Annotated in this window: 11 protein-coding genes; 4 read left to right on the top strand and 7 right to left on the bottom strand. The window is 62.2% G+C overall.

The genetic code is table 11. From position 1 onward, the window contains the following. Positions 1 to 213: 213 nt before the first annotated feature. The 6 genes from AAA069_RS09020 to AAA069_RS08995 all read right to left on the bottom strand — a co-directional run bounded on the left by AAA069_RS09020 (position 214) and on the right by AAA069_RS08995 (position 6,512). The gene (locus tag AAA069_RS09020; RefSeq protein WP_334199544.1) at positions 214 to 915 is read right to left on the bottom strand and encodes an ABC transporter ATP-binding protein; all 702 of its coding nucleotides are present in this window, start codon (positions 913 to 915) and stop codon (positions 214 to 216) included. 12 nt (positions 916 to 927) lie between these two features. Continuing rightward, positions 928 to 1,788, bottom strand: a complete 861-nt coding sequence (locus AAA069_RS09015; protein ID WP_089573307.1) for an ABC transporter ATP-binding protein — start codon at positions 1,786 to 1,788, stop codon at positions 928 to 930. After that, the gene (locus tag AAA069_RS09010; RefSeq protein WP_271737690.1) at positions 1,778 to 2,857 is read right to left on the bottom strand and encodes a branched-chain amino acid ABC transporter permease; all 1,080 of its coding nucleotides are present in this window, start codon (positions 2,855 to 2,857) and stop codon (positions 1,778 to 1,780) included. The genes AAA069_RS09015 and AAA069_RS09010 overlap by 11 nt, the downstream gene beginning before the upstream one ends. A 9-nt stretch (positions 2,858 to 2,866) precedes the next feature. After that, the gene (locus AAA069_RS09005; protein WP_022095035.1) at positions 2,867 to 3,748 is read right to left on the bottom strand and encodes a branched-chain amino acid ABC transporter permease; all 882 of its coding nucleotides are present in this window, start codon (positions 3,746 to 3,748) and stop codon (positions 2,867 to 2,869) included. A 139-nt stretch (positions 3,749 to 3,887) separates the two neighbouring features. Next, positions 3,888 to 5,075 carry an ABC transporter substrate-binding protein gene (locus AAA069_RS09000; RefSeq protein WP_271737575.1) on the bottom strand — a complete coding sequence of 396 codons (1,188 nt, stop codon included), beginning with the start codon at positions 5,073 to 5,075 and terminating at the stop codon, positions 3,888 to 3,890. 270 nt (positions 5,076 to 5,345) lie between these two features. Further along, complete coding sequence (locus tag AAA069_RS08995) at positions 5,346 to 6,512, bottom strand: ABC transporter substrate-binding protein (protein ID WP_349128163.1); 1,167 nt, start codon at positions 6,510 to 6,512, stop codon at positions 5,346 to 5,348. A 252-nt stretch (positions 6,513 to 6,764) separates the two neighbouring features. On the opposite strand from AAA069_RS08995, the gene AAA069_RS08990 reads away from it, so the two are divergent. Next, entirely contained in the window at positions 6,765 to 8,108 is a 1,344-nt protein-coding gene (locus AAA069_RS08990; RefSeq protein WP_117655181.1) for a homoserine dehydrogenase, read from the top strand. A 214-nt stretch (positions 8,109 to 8,322) separates the two neighbouring features. Further along, a complete protein-coding gene (locus AAA069_RS08985; RefSeq protein ID WP_138340724.1) occupies positions 8,323 to 9,072 on the top strand; it encodes an SDR family NAD(P)-dependent oxidoreductase in 750 nt (249 codons plus the stop codon). 345 nt (positions 9,073 to 9,417) lie between these two features. Here the strand turns inward: AAA069_RS08985 and AAA069_RS08980 are convergent, their stop codons facing one another. Further along, entirely contained in the window at positions 9,418 to 10,980 is a 1,563-nt protein-coding gene (locus AAA069_RS08980) for a cation:proton antiporter (RefSeq protein ID WP_349128162.1), read from the bottom strand. 184 nt (positions 10,981 to 11,164) lie between these two features. Here AAA069_RS08980 and AAA069_RS08975 point away from each other — a divergent pair, with 184 nt between their 5' ends. Together AAA069_RS08975 and AAA069_RS08970 are read left to right on the top strand one after the other, a co-directional pair. Then, positions 11,165 to 14,911, top strand: coding sequence for a phosphoribosylformylglycinamidine synthase (locus tag AAA069_RS08975; protein WP_349128161.1), 3,747 nt, complete (start codon positions 11,165 to 11,167; stop codon positions 14,909 to 14,911). A gap of 101 nt (positions 14,912 to 15,012) precedes the next feature. Then, complete coding sequence (locus AAA069_RS08970) at positions 15,013 to 15,948, top strand: DMT family transporter (protein ID WP_196032224.1); 936 nt, start codon at positions 15,013 to 15,015, stop codon at positions 15,946 to 15,948. Positions 15,949 to 16,016: the final 68 nt, after the last annotated feature.

Here is a 16,016-nt window from a genome sequence, read left to right as displayed (position 1 = left end):
CCGCCGACCGATTGCAAGCGGTCGGCGGGGCCATTGTGGCTCTTGACAGCGGATTGGGTCATATGAGCGAAAGCCCGTCAGGGCGAGCAAGGTGCCTTGAAACGAGGCGGCATTGACCTTCTGGTCATGCCGCCGAAGTTGAAAGGCAGGTTGCCGCCCTGGCGGGCTTGCAGCGTCGGCTGATTACGGCGTTTGGTAAAACGCCGTAACTATCTAACCGCCCAGGTAGGCTTTACGCACGTTATCGTCGTGCAGCAGCTCTTGGCCGGTGCCGGCCATGGTGATCTTGCCGGTCTCGAGCACGTAGCCGCGTGTGGCGATGGAAAGCGCCATCTGTGCGTTTTGCTCGACCAGGAGCACCGTGGTTCCGGCCTTATGCAGATCCTCGACGATCTGGAAGATCTGCTCAATCAGAATCGGTGCCAAGCCCATAGAGGGCTCATCGAGCATGAGCAGCTTAGGGTTACTCATAAGAGCGCGGCCCATAACGAGCATCTGCTGCTCGCCGCCCGAAAGGGTACCGGCGACCTGGCGACGGCGTTCCTTCAGGCGCGGGAACTGCTCGTAAACGCGCTCAAGGCCCGGAGCCACCGTGGACTTGGGCTGCGTATAGGCACCCATTTCCAGGTTCTCCTCGACCGTCATCTGCAAAAAAGCGCGACGACCCTCGGGAACCTGAGCCAGACCCTTACCAACCAGCTTGTCGGCGGGCGTATGGGTGATATCCTCGCCCATAAACTTGATGGAGCCGGTCTTAGAGCGCAGCAGGCCCGAGACGGTCTTGAGCGTCGTGGACTTACCGGCACCGTTCGCACCGATCAGAGCCACGATCTCGCCCTCGTTGACGTTAAAGGAGATGTCCTTGATGGCGTGGATAGCGCCGTACCAGACGTTGATGTTGTAGACGGAAAGCATCGGCTCTGCCATTTAGTTCTCCCCCTTATCCTGCTTGCCCAGATACGCCTCGATAACGGCGTCGTTGTTCTGGATCTCCTCGGCCGTGCCCTTGGCGATGACCTTACCAAAGTTGAGCACGCAGATGCCCTCGCAGATGTTCATAACGAGCGACATATCGTGCTCGATAAGCATGATGGCGATGCCAAAGGTGTCGCGAATCTTGACGATGTTCTCCATGAGCTCCGCGGTCTCGGACGGGTTCATACCGGCGGCAGGCTCGTCGAGCAGCAGTAGCTTGGGGTTGGTGGCAAGCGCGCGAACGATCTCCAGACGACGCTGGGCGCCGTAAGGCAGCGATCCGGCCTGCTCGTTTGCCAGGTGCTCCATATCAAAGATGGACAGCAGTTCCATGGCGCGCTCGTGGGCGGCCTTCTCGTGCTTCCAATACGTCGGCAGGCGCAGCACGCCCTCAAAGCCGGAGTAGCGCTCCTGGTTGTGCAGGCCGACCTTAACGTTATCCTCCACCGTCATGGTATTGAACAGGCGGATGTTCTGGAAGGTACGGGCAATACCCATGCGGTTGACCTGATAGACCGACTTGCCCGAGGTGTCCTCGCCGTCGAGCAGGATGGTACCGTGCGTGGGCTGGTACACCTTGGTGAGCAGGTTGAAGACCGTGGTCTTGCCGGCACCGTTGGGGCCGATGAGACCGGCGATCTCAGTCTTGCCGATGGTTAAACTAAAGTCGTCGACTGCCTTAAGGCCGCCGAATTCAATGCCCAGGTGGATGCACTCGAGCGCCGGGCGCTGACCCAGGTCGCGGTCGGGAACGATGGCACCAGAAGGATACGGGACCATCTTGCCCTTGTTGAACTCAAACTTACTGGGCATCGGCTGCCGCCTCCTTCTTGGGAGCAAAGCGATCCTTAATGCGTGCGAAGAACGCCTTGAGCTGCGGGTTGTTGGTAAAGATCATGACCAGGATCAGCACGATGGCGTAGATGAGCATGCGGTAGTCCGAGAACTGACGGAGCAGCTCGGGGAGCACTGTGAGCAACGCCGCCGCGATGACGGAGCCGCGCATATTGCCCAGACCGCCCAGGACCACGAACACCAGGATGAGGATGGACGTGTTGAAGTCGAACTTGGTGGCGGAGAGCTGCGAGAAATTACCGCCGAACAGGGCTCCGGCAGCACCGGCGAGGGCAGCGGAAACCACGAAGGCAATCATGCGGTACTCGGTGACGGAGATGCCCACGGACTCGGCAGCGATCTTGTTGTCGCGCACGGCCATAATGGCACGACCGGTACGGCTGCGAACCAGGTTGAGCACGATCACGAGTGCGACCATAACCAGGATGGCGCCGGCAAGGAAGGACGAATAGGTCGACACGCCCGATGCTCCCTGCGCGCCCTTGATGATGGCGGTGCCGTCCTCGAGCAGGTGCAGGTCGTCGATTGTAGAGTTGCCCGTGATGTTAAAGATCACGTGCAGACCGCGGGAGTCGACACCCACAATGAGGCAGGTGACGATCTCTTTGATGATCTCGCCAAAGGCCAGCGTCACGATAGCCAGGTAATCGCCGCTCAGGCGCAGGACCGGGATACCGATCAAGAAGCCCAAGATGGCAGCGGCGATAGCGCCGACCACAATGCTGATGATCAGACGCATCGGGTCGGACGGAACGGCGCCCTCCAGCGCGACGGCGGTGACGATGCCCGTATAGGCACCGACGCTCATAAAGCCCGCGTGGCCCAGCGACAAGTCGCCCGCGATACCGACGACGAGGTTGAGGGAAATGGCCATGACGATATAGGCTGTGATGGGAACCAGCTGGCCGGCAATCATGCGCGGGATCATGTGGTTAGACTGCATAAAGAACACGATGGCGAACGCCACAAGGCACATGGCGTACGTGACAAAGTCGTGACGCGTCTGCTTGTCTTTAAGAAACTTCATAACGCTCACCTACACCTTCTCGGGGACGTACTTGCCCAAGAGGCCGGCAGGCTTGACGAGCAGGACGATGATCAAAACACCAAAGACGATGGAGTTGGCAAGGCTCGTGGAAATGTAGGCCTGCGCCATCGCCTCGATGATGCCGATGAGAATACCGCCGACAAAGGCGCCGGGGATGGAGCCGATGCCGCCGAAAACGGCAGCGTCGAAGGCCTTGATGCCAGGCATGGCACCCGTCGTGGGCTGCAGCACCGGCGAGTAGGAGCACAGCAGCACGCCGGCGATGGCGGCAAGGGCAGAGCCGATGGCAAACGTCATCGAGATGGTGCGGTTGACGTTGATGCCCATGAGCTGAGCGGCGGCCTTGTCCTCGGACACGGCGCGCATGGCTTTGCCCATCTTGGTCTTACCTGTAAAGAACATCAGGCCGGCCATGATAACCAGGCAGGCGACGATGGTGACGAGCGAGACGGCGCTTACGTTGAACTTGGCCAAGAACTCCGGCACCTGGAAGGTGACGAGCGAAGTGAAGTTCTTGGGCGTGGCGCCCCACAGAAGCTGCGCGGCGTTCTGCAGGAAGTAAGACACGCCGATAGCCGTGATCAGAACGGCCAGCGGGCCTGCTTGGCGCAGCGGCTTATAGGCCAGACCCTCAATGAGAACACCGAGAACCGTGCAGGCCACACAAGAGAGAACTACAGATGCCCAGCCCGGGAGGCCGAGATACGACGTGGCGCAGAACGAGACATAGGCACCGACCATGATGACGTCGCCGTGAGCGAAGTTGAGCATCTTGGCGATACCGTAGACCATGGTGTAGCCCAACGCGATGATGGCGTAGACGCTGCCCATGGACAGGCCGTTGACCAGGTATTGGATAAAGACCGTCATGTTCCACATCCCCCTTTCGAATAGGTTTCCAGTTGATGTATGAAACAGGGACGTTACATCGTCCCTAGATACCAAGCAAGCAGGGAAGGCCAAAACCTCCCCTGCTTGGGATCAAAACCGCTCTATGTAAGGCGGCTTATTAGGCCTGTACGTACTTGCCGTCGGTGATGACGTACGCCGTCGGGTCCTTCTGGACCTGGCCCTTGTCGTTCCAGGAGAGCTTGCCAGTCAGACCGTCAACAGTAATGTTGCGCATAGCCTCGGGAAGCTTCTCGGCAACCTCGGTGGGGTCGGCGTCGACGCCCAGGCCGGCCTCCTTGAGGGCCTCGACCACCGCATGCACGCCGTCGTAGGCGTCGGCGGCAAACTGGTCGGGGGTATCGCCGTACTTATCTTTGTAAGCGTTGACGAAGTCGGCGTTCTTCTCGTCGTCGGCGGAGAACGGGGTCATGAGCAGCAGACCCTCGGCAAGAGAGGTGTCGAAGCCCTCAACGCCCAGGATGCCGTCCATGCCGTCGCAGCCCATCATCTTGACGTCGTAGCCCATGTCCTTGGCGTTCTTGAGCAGGACGGACGCCGGCGTGTAGTAGATCGGCGCAAAGATCATGGTGGCGCCTGCCTGCTTGGCCTTGGTCAGCTGGTTGGTAAAGCTCGTGGCGGAGTCGTCCTTAAAGGTCTCCTCGTCGACAATCTCGAGCTTGGACTTAGCGGCCTGGGCCTTAAAGGAATCTGCGATGCCCGAAGAATAGGCGTCGCCGGAGTTATAGAACAGCACGAACTTCTCGTCCGCATATTTCTCTGCCAGGAACTTGGCAGCGTTGACACCCTGGTTGGGGTCGGTAAAGCAAACCTGGAAGACGCAATCCTTGCCCTTGGTAACGTCCTCGGAAGACGCGGACGGGGTGATCATGAACGTCTCGGGGTCGTTACCGCACTCTGCGGCAACGGCGACCGACGCACCCGTGGTGGTCGGACCGACGAGGGCCTGCATGCCCCAGTCGAGCAGGGTGTTGAAGGCGTTGACGGCCTTCTCGCCATCGGCCTGGTCGTCCTCGGCCTTGCTGGCAAGCGGCAGCTCCTTAGTCGAGAAATCCTTGCAGCCAAGCTCGACAGCCTGTGTAACGGACTTGCCGTAGGACGCGTTGGCGCCGGTCAGCGGGCCGATGGTGCCGATCTTAAACGAAGCGTCGCCCGACGCGGAACCGCTGTCGCCGCCGTTGGAGGAGCAGCCAGCTAGAATGGACATCGCCCCCAGACCTGCTGCGCTCGCGATAACGCTCCTGCGATTCATAACAGGGTTCAATGACTTACCGGTGAGGCTCGACATGCGGCTCTCCTCTCAAATCTCGTCGGGTTTCGGTTACCCGACAGGCCATCCTTCGCCGTGTTCGGCGTTCGCAAAATAGTAGACGCTTTAGTTGAGAAAAGTGGCGATTATTTCAACTATTCTTTTGTTTTGCCAATTTATCCATAATTCTGCGTATTTCTGTCGGTTTATGCAGTTTAGCCACTTTATTGTGTGAAAGTAATGTTTCCGTTCTGTTACAGGCGTCCTTGCCCTGAATAAGACGGCCCGCCGGTCTCGATGTATATGCACTTAGGCGGCGATGTACTTGCCGTCCTGGATCACATAAGCCGTAGCGGGCTTTTCGACCTGGCCCTTGTCATTCCACGTCAGCTCGCCCGTCAGGCCCTCAATCTTGATCTTGCGCATGGCACGGGCAAGATCGCCGGCGATGTCGGCGCCATCGGCCGCAATATCGATGCCCGCCCTATCGATTGCCTCGACAATCGCGTGGACGCAGTCATAAGCATCGGCAGCAAACTGGTTGGGCGTCTCGTCGTAGGCTTCCTTATATGCCTTGACGAAGTCGGCGTTCTTCTCATCGTCGGCAGAGAACGGGGTCATGAGCAGCACGCCCTCGGCAAGAGAGGTATCGAAGCCCTCGACGGAGAGCAGGCCGTCCATGCCGTCGGTGCCCATGAGGGTCATGTCGTAGCCCATGTCCTTGGCGTTCTTGAGCAGGACGGACGCCGGCGTGTAATAGATCGGGGCAAAGATAAGCGTGGCGCCGGCCTCCTTGGCCTTGGTGAGCTGGTTGGTAAAGCTCGTGGAGGAATCGTCCTTGAAGGTCTCGGTATCGACGATGTCGAGCTTGGACGCCTTGGCCTGCTCGGCAAAAGCGTCGGCAACGCCCGAGCTATACGTATCGCCGGAGTTGTAGAACAGGGCGATCTTGGCATCCGCGCACTTCTCGGCCAAGAACTTCGCGGCGCTGGCGCCCATGGTGGGATCGGTGAAGCAAACCTGAAAGACCGTGGTCTTATCCTTGGTGACGTCGAGCGACGAGGCCGAAGGCGTGACCATGAGCATATCGTCGGCGATCTCGCCCGAGACGGCGACGGCGGCACCGGTGGTAACGGGGCCGACGAGTGCCTGCATGCCCCAGTCGCACAGGGTATTGAAGGCGTTGATGGCCTTCTCACCGTCGGCGACATCGTCCTCGGACTTAAGCGAGAGTTTGAGGTCCTTGGTCGAGAAATCCTTGGCGGCGAGCTTGGCACCCTTCTCGGCCGAAACGCCATAGGTTGCCGCGGCGCCGGTCAGAGGGCCGATGACACCGATCTTGAAGGTCTTGCCATCATCGGCGGAGCCGCCATCCGAGCCACCCGACGAGCAACCAGCGAGTGCGGCGGCGGTGCCGAGCGCCGCGGCGCCGGCGAGAAAGTTCCTACGGCTGAGCGTGCTGTTGATGTTGAACATGGTGTCCCCCTTTTTTCGCTGGCCGCGGTGCGGCCGTCTTGCGGTACGGGGCAAACCTTATGGTGCAAACGTTGACAGTTTGTTACCGAGTTCCGTATGTAGCGAGCATGTTTCCAATGTTTCCGCAGCGTTTCGGGGGTGCCGTTTTGTGCGACTCCTGTTGCCTGGCGAGCACGTGCTCTCGGTTCACGCTAGAATGCACTCAACCTGTAATCGGTTAATCCATCTATAAGATGCACGAAGGAGCTATCTATGAGCGAACCCCTGCGCACCGTGAACGTCGGCCTGATCGGTCTGGGAACCGTCGGCGGCGGCGTGGCCCGTCTGATCAAGAGCCACCACGATGAGTACCTGGCCGCCTACGGCATCGACCTTAAGCTGACCCGCGCCTGCGCGCTTGCCTGGGAGCAGGCCGAAGCCGCCGGTATTGAGCGCGAGGCCTTTACGAGCGACTGGCACGACGTCGTCACCGACCCCGCCGTCGATATCGTCGTCGAGCTCATCGGCGGCGAGCACCCCGCGACCGAAATCTTCACCACCGCCTTCGAGAACGGCAAGCACGTCGTCTCTGCCAACAAGGCCCTGCTGGGCCGTCATGTCGAAACGCTCGCCGAGAAGGCGCGCGCGTGCGGCGTGCAGATTAAGTGCGAGGCCAGCTGCGGCGGCGGCATCCCCATTGTCAGCACGCTCGAGCACGACCTGGTGGGCAACAAGATCCTGACCATCGCTGGCATTCTCAACGGCACCACCAACTACATCCTGTCGCGCATGGACGCCGAGGGCGCCGATTATGCCGACGTGCTCGCCGACGCACAGGCCAAGGGCTATGCCGAGGCCGACCCGTCCGCCGACGTCGACGGCTTCGATGCCGCCAGCAAGACGGCGATCCTCGCTTCCATCGGCTTTGGCACCCGCGTTACCACCGACGATGTGTACCAGCAGGGTATCCGTACCATCGGCGCTGAGGACATCGCCCAGGCCCGCGAGCTCGGCTACACCATCAAGCTGCTCGGCATCGCCCGCAACACCGACGCCGGCGTCGACGTCCGCGTGCATCCCACACTGATCCCCGCCGACCACATGCTTGCCAAGGTCAACGGCGCCATGAACGCTGTCTACGTGGTAGGCGACGCCGTGGGCGAGACCATGTTCTACGGTGCCGGCGCAGGCTCCTTCCCCACCGCGAGCGCCGTCGTGGGCGATATCCTGTCGCTCTCCGAGCAGATCAGCCGCGGCGTGGCTCCGCTGCCCGAGATTGAGCCCTATGGTCACAACCTCGCCTTTAAGCCCATGGACGAGCTCCAGACCAAGTACTATGTGCGCCTGAAGGTCGCCGACCGCGTGGGCGCCCTGTCCGAGACGGTCGACATCTTTGCCAAGCACAACATCTCGATCTCGCTCATCAACCAGGTCGAGGACGGCAAGTCGGGTGTCAGCGATGCCTGCTCGGTCATCTTCCTGACGCACCGCGCGCTCGAGAAGGACGTCCAGGCTGCCGCCGCCGAGCTTGCCAGCGTCGACTGCGTAGCCGAGGTCGCCAACGTCCTGCGCATCGAGGACGTTGAGGCTTGGACCGAAGGCGTCATGGCGAACTAGCTCAACGCTCGCCTAGCAATACACGCTTTGAGGGCTCCCGTCCGATGCGGGACGGGAGCCCTTTTGTCTCCTGCCCTAAGCACAACGGCAGAGCACATTTGCGCGAGCCGCTCATCGGTAACGCGGGCTACCGTTCACCGATATGCAAACACGGCCGATTCCAGTTACGGCTACGCTGTGCTGCGAATGTCCGCCCGCGATGAGAGGAAATACCATGTTGCTCGAGGGCAAGAAAGCAATCATCACCGGAGGCACGCGCGGTATCGGCTATGCCATCGCCTGCCGTTTTATCGAGGAAGGCGCCGCCGTCACCGTCTTTGGCTCGCGTCAGGAGACCGCCGATGCGGCCGTTGAGAAGCTGACAGCCGCCTATCCCGACGCCAAGGTCTGGGGCCGCTCCTGCGACCTCACCTCACTCGAAGCCGTGACCGAGGCCTTTACCCAGGCTGCAGCCGACATGGGCGGCTTGGACACGGTCGTCAACAATGCCGGTATCTCCCAGCGTTCACCCCTCTTGGACTACACGGCCGAGGAGTTCGCAAAGGTCATGGACCTTAACGTCGTCGCCGTCTTTAATGGCCACCAAGCTGCCGCCAAGATCATGACCGAGGCCGGCCACGGCGGCACCATCACCACCACGAGCTCGATGGTTGCCAAGTACGGCCAGCCCTCTGGCGTCGGCTATCCAACGTCCAAGTTTGCCGTCAACGGCATGGTCCAGTCGCTCTCGCGCGAGCTCGCCCCCATGGGCATTCGCGTCAATGCCGTAGCACCCGGTGTAACCAAAACCGACATGGTCGCCAACCTGCCTGAAGAGGTTATTAAGCCCATCGTCGCCACCATTCCGCTGGGTCGCATGGGCGAGCCCGAGGATGTCGCCAACGCCTTTGTTTTCCTGGCGAGCGACATGTCCTCCTACGTCACGGGCGCCGTGCTCCCCGTCGACGGAGCCGCCCGCTCTTAAGGGACCACAAGCCTCAGCTCCCAGCCTCAACATAGTCCAACAAAGAAGGCGCGCCGTCTGCATCAACTGCAGGCAGCGCGCCTTCTTCTGTTTGAAAGGGAAGCTGTGTCCCGGAATTCCGACTCAGACCGGGACGCAGCTTCCCTCAGGGCCATGTTTCGGAAAGAGCGCCCCGTTTTGAACGCCGATTCTGGGATACCGTTTCCGCAACGGATCTCTCGCGGAAACTGCATCCCACTCTGAGCGCCCATTCCGGGACACAGTTTCCCAACGGCCCCCGTTTCGGAAACCACATCCCGTTCCGAGCCTTCAAAGCGGGACGCGGCTTCCCCGAGAGAGTATCGACTACTTGCCGTCGTCGTCCTCGGCTTCTTCTCTTGCATAGAGCTCCAGCATGCGGCGGCGGTATTCGCGCACGGCGAGCTTGGCGCGCTCCAGGCGGCGACGCTCGCGCGGAGTCAGCTCGGACGGGTCGACCTCGTCTCCATAGGTCTTATCGGCAAGCAGGTGCGCAGCGTCCACGATGCGGGCATCGATGTGGCCGCTCGCCGCCTCGGCGGAAAGACGCTCGGCAATCGTATCGAGCGTAGGCAGGCCCTCGAATACGCGACCGTGACCATGCGAGGTCAGCAGCTCGTGCTCGCGTGCGAGCAGGCTCGCCAAATCGTGATGGGCACGCAGGATGTCGAACGCATCGGATGGATGCTCGGCAACCTCTGCCACGGCGGCGACCGGCGCGGCATCGACCACGCGGTAAAAGAGCTGCGCGAGCAATGGCATCAAGAACACCGTAATGGCACCGGCGGCAACCATGACCGACACAATATCTTGTGACAGCGCGCCCGCGTTGACGGCAACGCTCGTCACGGCAACGATGATCGGCAGGGCCGTGGTGCAGTACAGGGCCACGGTAATGCGACCATACGCCGACACATCGCGCGTCGCGGGACAAATGCCCATAGAGATGAGAATGGGCACGGCACGAATAATCAGCAACGCCACGATAAAACCCGCGAGCAAGCCCGGGCGCGACGCCACGGCCGTCAGATCGATCTTTGCGCCCGATACGGTAAAGAACACCGGAATCAAAAAGCCGTAGGCCAGGCCGTCGAGCTTGGTCTCGAGCGTATGGTTGCCCTCGGGGATGATATAGCGCAGGACAAAGCCGGCGGCAAAAGAACCCAACACGATGTCGAGATCAAAGACAGCCGAGAACGCCACGAGCGTGACCAGGATGAGCACCGTCAGGCGCACGAAGGTCTGCGACGTGGTATCGGCGCGTTCCTCGACAAACGCAAAGAAGCGGCTGCCGACGCGCTTGGAGCGGCTCGGGACCACGGCCAGCAACACGCAGACCACCGCAAACAAGCCAAGGATTACAAGCGTTTGGATGCCGGTGCGGGCAGACAGCAGCACCGACATGGCGAGCACGGGACCGAGCTCGCCCCAAGTGCCATACGCGAGAATCGAGTCGCCCACACGCGTGCCGGTGAGCGAGCGCTCGCGCATGATGGGCACAAGCGTACCGAGCGCCGTGGAAGTAAGGGCAAGCGTCACGGCGATACCGTCGAAATGACTGACCGAGAACCACGGGGTAAAGCGCACGGCAAGCCAGGCGATACCAAACGTGACGACCCACGTCGCCAAGCCGTAGCGCCCCTCCACACCCGTGATGCTCTTGGGGTCGATCTCAAAGCCGGCAAGCAGGAACAAAAAGGCCAGGCCGAGCTCGGACACGAGCGAGACCTCGGCATCTACATGGATAATGTCGAGCATATGGGGTCCCAGCACCGCGCCAAACACGAGCAAAAAGACCGTCTCGGGAACGGGTTTCCCGGGGATCGCCGAGGCGATGAAGGGGCTTGCAAAGGCCACGAGCGCGATGATGGCGAGTGAAACGAATGCCATGTGATGCCTTTCTCTTGTTTGCGCTTCACTGTAGCACCCTCGCCGTCCTCAACGCGCCGCGAGCTGTCGTATCATAGTGAGGTTTACAAACATGTGGCTCAAGGCGACCGCGAGGCTTGCCCCGCAAACCGACCGCTGCCGCATACCGTACCGTACGCCCAACCGATCAGGAAGGCAGGAACCAATGGTCTCTCGTATCTACGTGGAGAAGAAACCCGGGTTCGACGTCGAGGCTCAGCAGCTCAAGGGCGAGCTGACCGAAATTCTCGGCATCAAGGGCATCGAGGCCCTGAGGATCATCAACCGCTACGACGTCGAGGGCATCGACGAGGAGCTTTTCCGCTCCTGCGTGCCGACCGTCTTTAGCGAGCCCCAGGTCGATGTGACCTACGACGAGCTCCCCGCAAGCGATGGCGCCGTCTTTGCCGTCGAATTCCTGCCTGGCCAGTTTGACCAGCGCGCCGACTCCGCCAGCGAGTGCGTGCAGCTCATCAGCCAGGGCGAGCGCCCCGCCGTGCGCTCCGCCAAGGTCTATATGATCTCGGGCGCTCTGGACGAGGCCGCCATCGATGCCATCAAGCACTACGTGGTGAACCCCGTCGAGGCGCGCATCGCCTCGCTCGACCTGCCCGAGACGCTGTACATGGAGACCCCCGAGCCCCAGCCCGTCGAGGTGCTCGACGGTTTCCGCGAGCTCGACGAGGTCGGCCTTGCCGCCTTTATCGCCGATCGCGGCCTTGCCATGGACGAGGCGGACATCGCCTTCTGCCAGCAGTACTTCCGCGATGAGGATCGCGACCCCACCATCACCGAGATCCGCGTGATCGACACCTATTGGTCCGACCACTGCCGTCACACCACCTTCGGCACCGTCCTGGATGACGTGACGATCGACGACGCCGTGGTGCAGCAGGCCTTCGACCGCTACATGGAGATGCGCCATGAGCTCGGTCGCGACGCCAAGCCCGTCTGCCTCATGGACATGGGCACCATCGGCGCCAAGTACCTCAAGAAGACCGGCGTCATGACCGATGTCGACGAGTCCGAGGAGATCAACGCCTGCACCGTCAAGGTGAAGGTCGATGTCGACGGCGAGGACCAGGACTGGCTGTTCCTGTTTAAGAACGAGACCCACAACCACCCGACCGAGATCGAGCCCTTCGGCGGTGCCGCCACCTGCGTGGGCGGCGCCATCCGCGACCCGCTCTCGGGCCGCAGCTACGTGTACCAGGCCATGCGTGTCACCGGCGCCGGTGACCCCACCGTCCCGGTTTCCGAGACGCTCGAGGGCAAGCTGCCGCAGCGCAAGCTCGTGACCACTGCCGCCGCCGGCTACTCCAGCTACGGCAACCAGATCGGCCTTGCCACCGGTCAGGTCAACGAACTCTATCACCCCGGTTACGTGGCCAAGCGCATGGAGGTTGGCGCCGTCGTGGGCGCTACCCCGGCAAACCACGTTCGTCGCGAGTGCCCCGCCCCCACCGACAAGATCATCCTGCTGGGCGGCCGCACCGGCCGCGATGGCATCGGTGGCGCCACCGGCTCCTCCAAGACCCAGAACACCGAGTCCATCGAGACCTCGGGTGCCGAGGTCCAGAAGGGCAACGCCCCTGTCGAGCGCAAGCTGCAGCGCCTGTTCCGCCGCGGCGACGCCTGCCGTCTGATCAAGCGCTGCAACGACTTTGGCGCCGGCGGCGTCTCGGTCGCCGTGGGCGAGCTTGCCGACGGCCTGTATGTCGACCTTGATACCGTGACCAAGAAGTACGACGGTCTGGACGGCACCGAGCTCGCTATCTCTGAGTCCCAGGAGCGCATGGCCTGTGCCGTCGCCGACGGTGACGTCGAGGAGTTCATGGGCTACGCCGCCGAGGAGAACCTCGAGGCGACCGTTATCGCCGAGGTTACCGCCGAGCCGCGCATGCGCATGGCCTGGAACGGCGTCGCCATCGTCGACCTGTCCCGCGAGTTCCTCAACTCCAACGGCGCACCCAAGCACCAGGTCGCCCACGTGTGCGCCCGTAGCGTGTGGCAGCCCAGCTGGGCCGGCACCACGCTTGCCGAGCGCATGACCTCGCTCGTCACCGACCTCAACGTCGCTTCCAACAAGGGCCTTTCCGAGCGCTTCGACTCCACCATCGGTGCCGCAACCGTGCTCATGCCCTTTGGCGGCAAGACGCAGCTCACCCCGAGCTCGGCCATGGTCGCCAAGTTCCCCGTGGACGGCAAGACCACCACGGCGAGCGCCATGGCATGGGGCTTTAACCCCTATCTGATGGAAGCCGACCAGTTTGCGGGCGCCTACCTGTCCGTGGTCGAGTCCATCGCCAAGCTCGTGGCTGCCGGCTTTGAGCACAAGCGCGCCTATCTCTCCTTCCAGGAGTACTTCGAGCGTCTGCGCACCGAGGCCGAGCGTTGGGGCAAGCCCACGGCAGCCGTCCTGGGCGCCCTTATGGCCCAGGTCGACCTGGGTGCCGGCGCCATCGGCGGCAAGGACTCCATGAGCGGCTCGTTTGAGGACGAGGCCGGCGAGCTCAACGTTCCGCCGACTCTGATCAGCTTCGCCGTCGCCGTGGGCAAGGTCGCCCGCGCCGTCTCGCCCGAGTTCAAGGGCCTCACGCACCGCGTCGTCCGCATCGCCCCCGCTACCTATGGCGAGGACTACCGTCCCGACGCCCAGCAGCTGCTCGCCGCGTTTGACGCCGTCGAGGCGCTCACCGCCAACGGCAACGCCCTGGCCATCTCCACGCCCGGCTACGGCTGCGGCGCCGAGAGCCTCTTTAAGATGTGCGTCGGTAACCAGATCGGTATCGAGCTTGCCGAGGATGTAGACGTGGAGAGCCTCTTCACCCCGCTTTACGGCAGCTTTATCGTCGAGCTCGCCGAGGATGCCGAGCTGCCCGAGGTCGCCGACGGCGTTGTCGTCGAGCCCCTGGGCACCACCGTCGAGGGCTATGTCATCGACACCGGCTCCGAAGTCATCGAGCTCTCCGAGCTCCAGGAGGCCTGGGAGAGCGGCATCGAGGGCGTCTTTGCCTACCGCAGCGCCGACGAGACCCCCGAGGTCGAGACCATCGACTTCCGCGCCAAGGACATCCACGTGTACGGCGGCGCCAAGATCGCCCGCCCGCGCGTGGTTATCCCCGTGTTCCCCGGCAACAACTGCGAGTACGATAGTGCCCGTGCCTTCCGCGCCGCCGGCGCCGAGGCCGACACCTTCGTGATCAACAACCTCACGCCCGAGGCCGTCGCCGAGAGCACCCACGAGCTTGCCCGCCGCATCCGCGCAAGCCAGATCGTCATGATCCCCGGCGGCTTCTCGGGCGGCGACGAGCCCGACGGCTCCGCCAAGTTCATCACGGCGTTCTTCCGCGCTCCCGAGGTCACCGAGGCAGTCCGCGACCTGCTCAAGGCCCGCGATGGCCTAATGCTGGGCATCTGCAACGGCTTCCAGGCCCTGATCAAGCTCGGCCTGGTGCCCTACGGCGACATCGTCGACGCCACGCCCGATGCGCCCACGTTGACGTTCAACACCATCGGTCGCCACCAGAGCCGTCTGGTGCGCACCCGCATCTCGTCCAACTTGTCCCCGTGGCTGTCGCAGTGCAGCCTGGACGACCCCTACACCGTCGCCATCAGCCACGGCGAGGGCCGCTTTGTCGCCAATGACGAAGTGCTCGCCCAGCTGATCGCCAACGGCCAGGTCGCCACGCAGTACGTGGGCGAGGACGGCAAGCCCAGCATGGATCTTTCCGTCAACCCCAACGGATCCGCACTCGCCATCGAGGGCATCACGAGCCCCGACGGCCGCGTCCTGGGCAAGATGGGCCATGCCGAGCGTCGCGGCGACAACCTGTACCGCAACGTGCCCGAGCATGTCCCCGGCGACAAATTCATGCCGATCTTTGAGAGCGGCGTAGCCTACTTCGCTTAATACGTTTCCATCGGGTACAATCCCCTCGGGTAACAACACCCGCCACCGGCACCCCCGGTGGCGGGTTCTTTTTTGCTTTGCGCGTATAGGAGAAGGACATCATGGAAAGCCGCAAGCCGTATCTCGCCACCCTGCCCGGACTCATCCTGGGCTGTCTCGTTTGCTGCGCGCTCTGGGGCTCCGCCTTCCCCTGCATCAAGATCGGCTACGGCCTCTTTGGTATTCCCGCGCACGACAGCGCCTCGCAGCTGCTCTTCGCGGGCCTGCGCTTCACCCTTGCCGGCATGCTGGTCATTGTTGGCATGAGCGTGGCCCAGCGCCGACCGCTCGTTCCGCAAGCGCGCGATATCAAGCCCATCTGCATCTTGTCGCTCTTCCAGACTATCGGGCAGTACTTCTTTTTCTACCTGGGCCTCTCGCGCGCCAGCGCCATGTCGAGCTCCATCATCGAGGCCAGCGCCAACTTCCTCGCAATCCTCTTTGCCGCCCTGGCATTTCACACCGAGAAGCTCAATGCGGCCAAAGTGCTCGGCTGCGTACTGGGCTTTGCCGGCGTCGCGCTCGTCAACCTTTCGGGCGCGGACGGCACCTTTGGCTTTACGCTCGACGGCGAGGGTTTTATCCTAGCCTCCACCGTCGCGGGTGCCCTTTCGACCTGCCTGATCGGTATCTTCTCGCGTGAGCACGACGGCGTCTTGCTTGCCGGGTGGCAGTTCTTAGTCGGCGGCCTGGTCCTCACCGCCATCGGCTTTTTGATGGGTGGCGCGCTCTCCCCCACGGCGATTGCCCCCGCCATCGCGCTCATCATCTACATGGCGCTTATCTCCGCGGTCGCCTACTCGCTGTGGTCGCGCCTGCTTGCCGTCAACCCCGTCAGCCGCGTCTCGGTCTTTGGGTTTATGAACCCCGTCTTTGGTGTGCTGCTGAGCGCGCTGCTGCTCGGCGAGGGCGCTGGCACGAGCCCCATTACCGTCATCGTTGCCCTGCTGTTGGTTTGCGGCGGCATCATCATCGTAAACAAGCCCAAAAAGGCCTAGCGAACTGCCTCGTTCCAAGAAAAAGACGAGGCGTATCTTCGACAGCCGCTACTAATCCCGCCAACGCA

Source organism: Collinsella sp. CLA-SR-H006, from assembly GCF_040097075.1.
In the GTDB taxonomy this organism is placed as follows: domain Bacteria; phylum Actinomycetota; class Coriobacteriia; order Coriobacteriales; family Coriobacteriaceae; genus Collinsella.
The sequence above is the reverse complement of the archived record's forward strand: the minus strand, read 5'-3'. Positions and strand labels throughout refer to the sequence as shown.

What these genes read in the sequence shown, in the direction of transcription:
- AAA069_RS08970 (WP_196032224.1), top strand. Translation starts at nt 15,013, where the DNA reads ATGGAAAGCCGCAAGCCGTATCTCGCCACCCTGCCCGGACTCATCCTG.
- AAA069_RS08995 (WP_349128163.1), bottom strand. Translation starts at nt 6,512, where the DNA reads ATGTTCAACATCAACAGCACGCTCAGCCGTAGGAACTTTCTCGCCGGC.
- AAA069_RS08990 (WP_117655181.1), top strand. Translation starts at nt 6,765, where the DNA reads ATGAGCGAACCCCTGCGCACCGTGAACGTCGGCCTGATCGGTCTGGGA.
- AAA069_RS08985 (WP_138340724.1), top strand. Translation starts at nt 8,323, where the DNA reads ATGTTGCTCGAGGGCAAGAAAGCAATCATCACCGGAGGCACGCGCGGT.
- AAA069_RS09020 (WP_334199544.1), bottom strand. Translation starts at nt 915, where the DNA reads ATGCTTTCCGTCTACAACATCAACGTCTGGTACGGCGCTATCCACGCC.
- AAA069_RS09000 (WP_271737575.1), bottom strand. Translation starts at nt 5,075, where the DNA reads ATGTCGAGCCTCACCGGTAAGTCATTGAACCCTGTTATGAATCGCAGG.
- AAA069_RS09005 (WP_022095035.1), bottom strand. Translation starts at nt 3,748, where the DNA reads ATGACGGTCTTTATCCAATACCTGGTCAACGGCCTGTCCATGGGCAGC.
- AAA069_RS08975 (WP_349128161.1), top strand. Translation starts at nt 11,165, where the DNA reads ATGGTCTCTCGTATCTACGTGGAGAAGAAACCCGGGTTCGACGTCGAG.
- AAA069_RS08980 (WP_349128162.1), bottom strand. Translation starts at nt 10,980, where the DNA reads ATGGCATTCGTTTCACTCGCCATCATCGCGCTCGTGGCCTTTGCAAGC.
- AAA069_RS09010 (WP_271737690.1), bottom strand. Translation starts at nt 2,857, where the DNA reads ATGAAGTTTCTTAAAGACAAGCAGACGCGTCACGACTTTGTCACGTAC.
- AAA069_RS09015 (WP_089573307.1), bottom strand. Translation starts at nt 1,788, where the DNA reads ATGCCCAGTAAGTTTGAGTTCAACAAGGGCAAGATGGTCCCGTATCCT.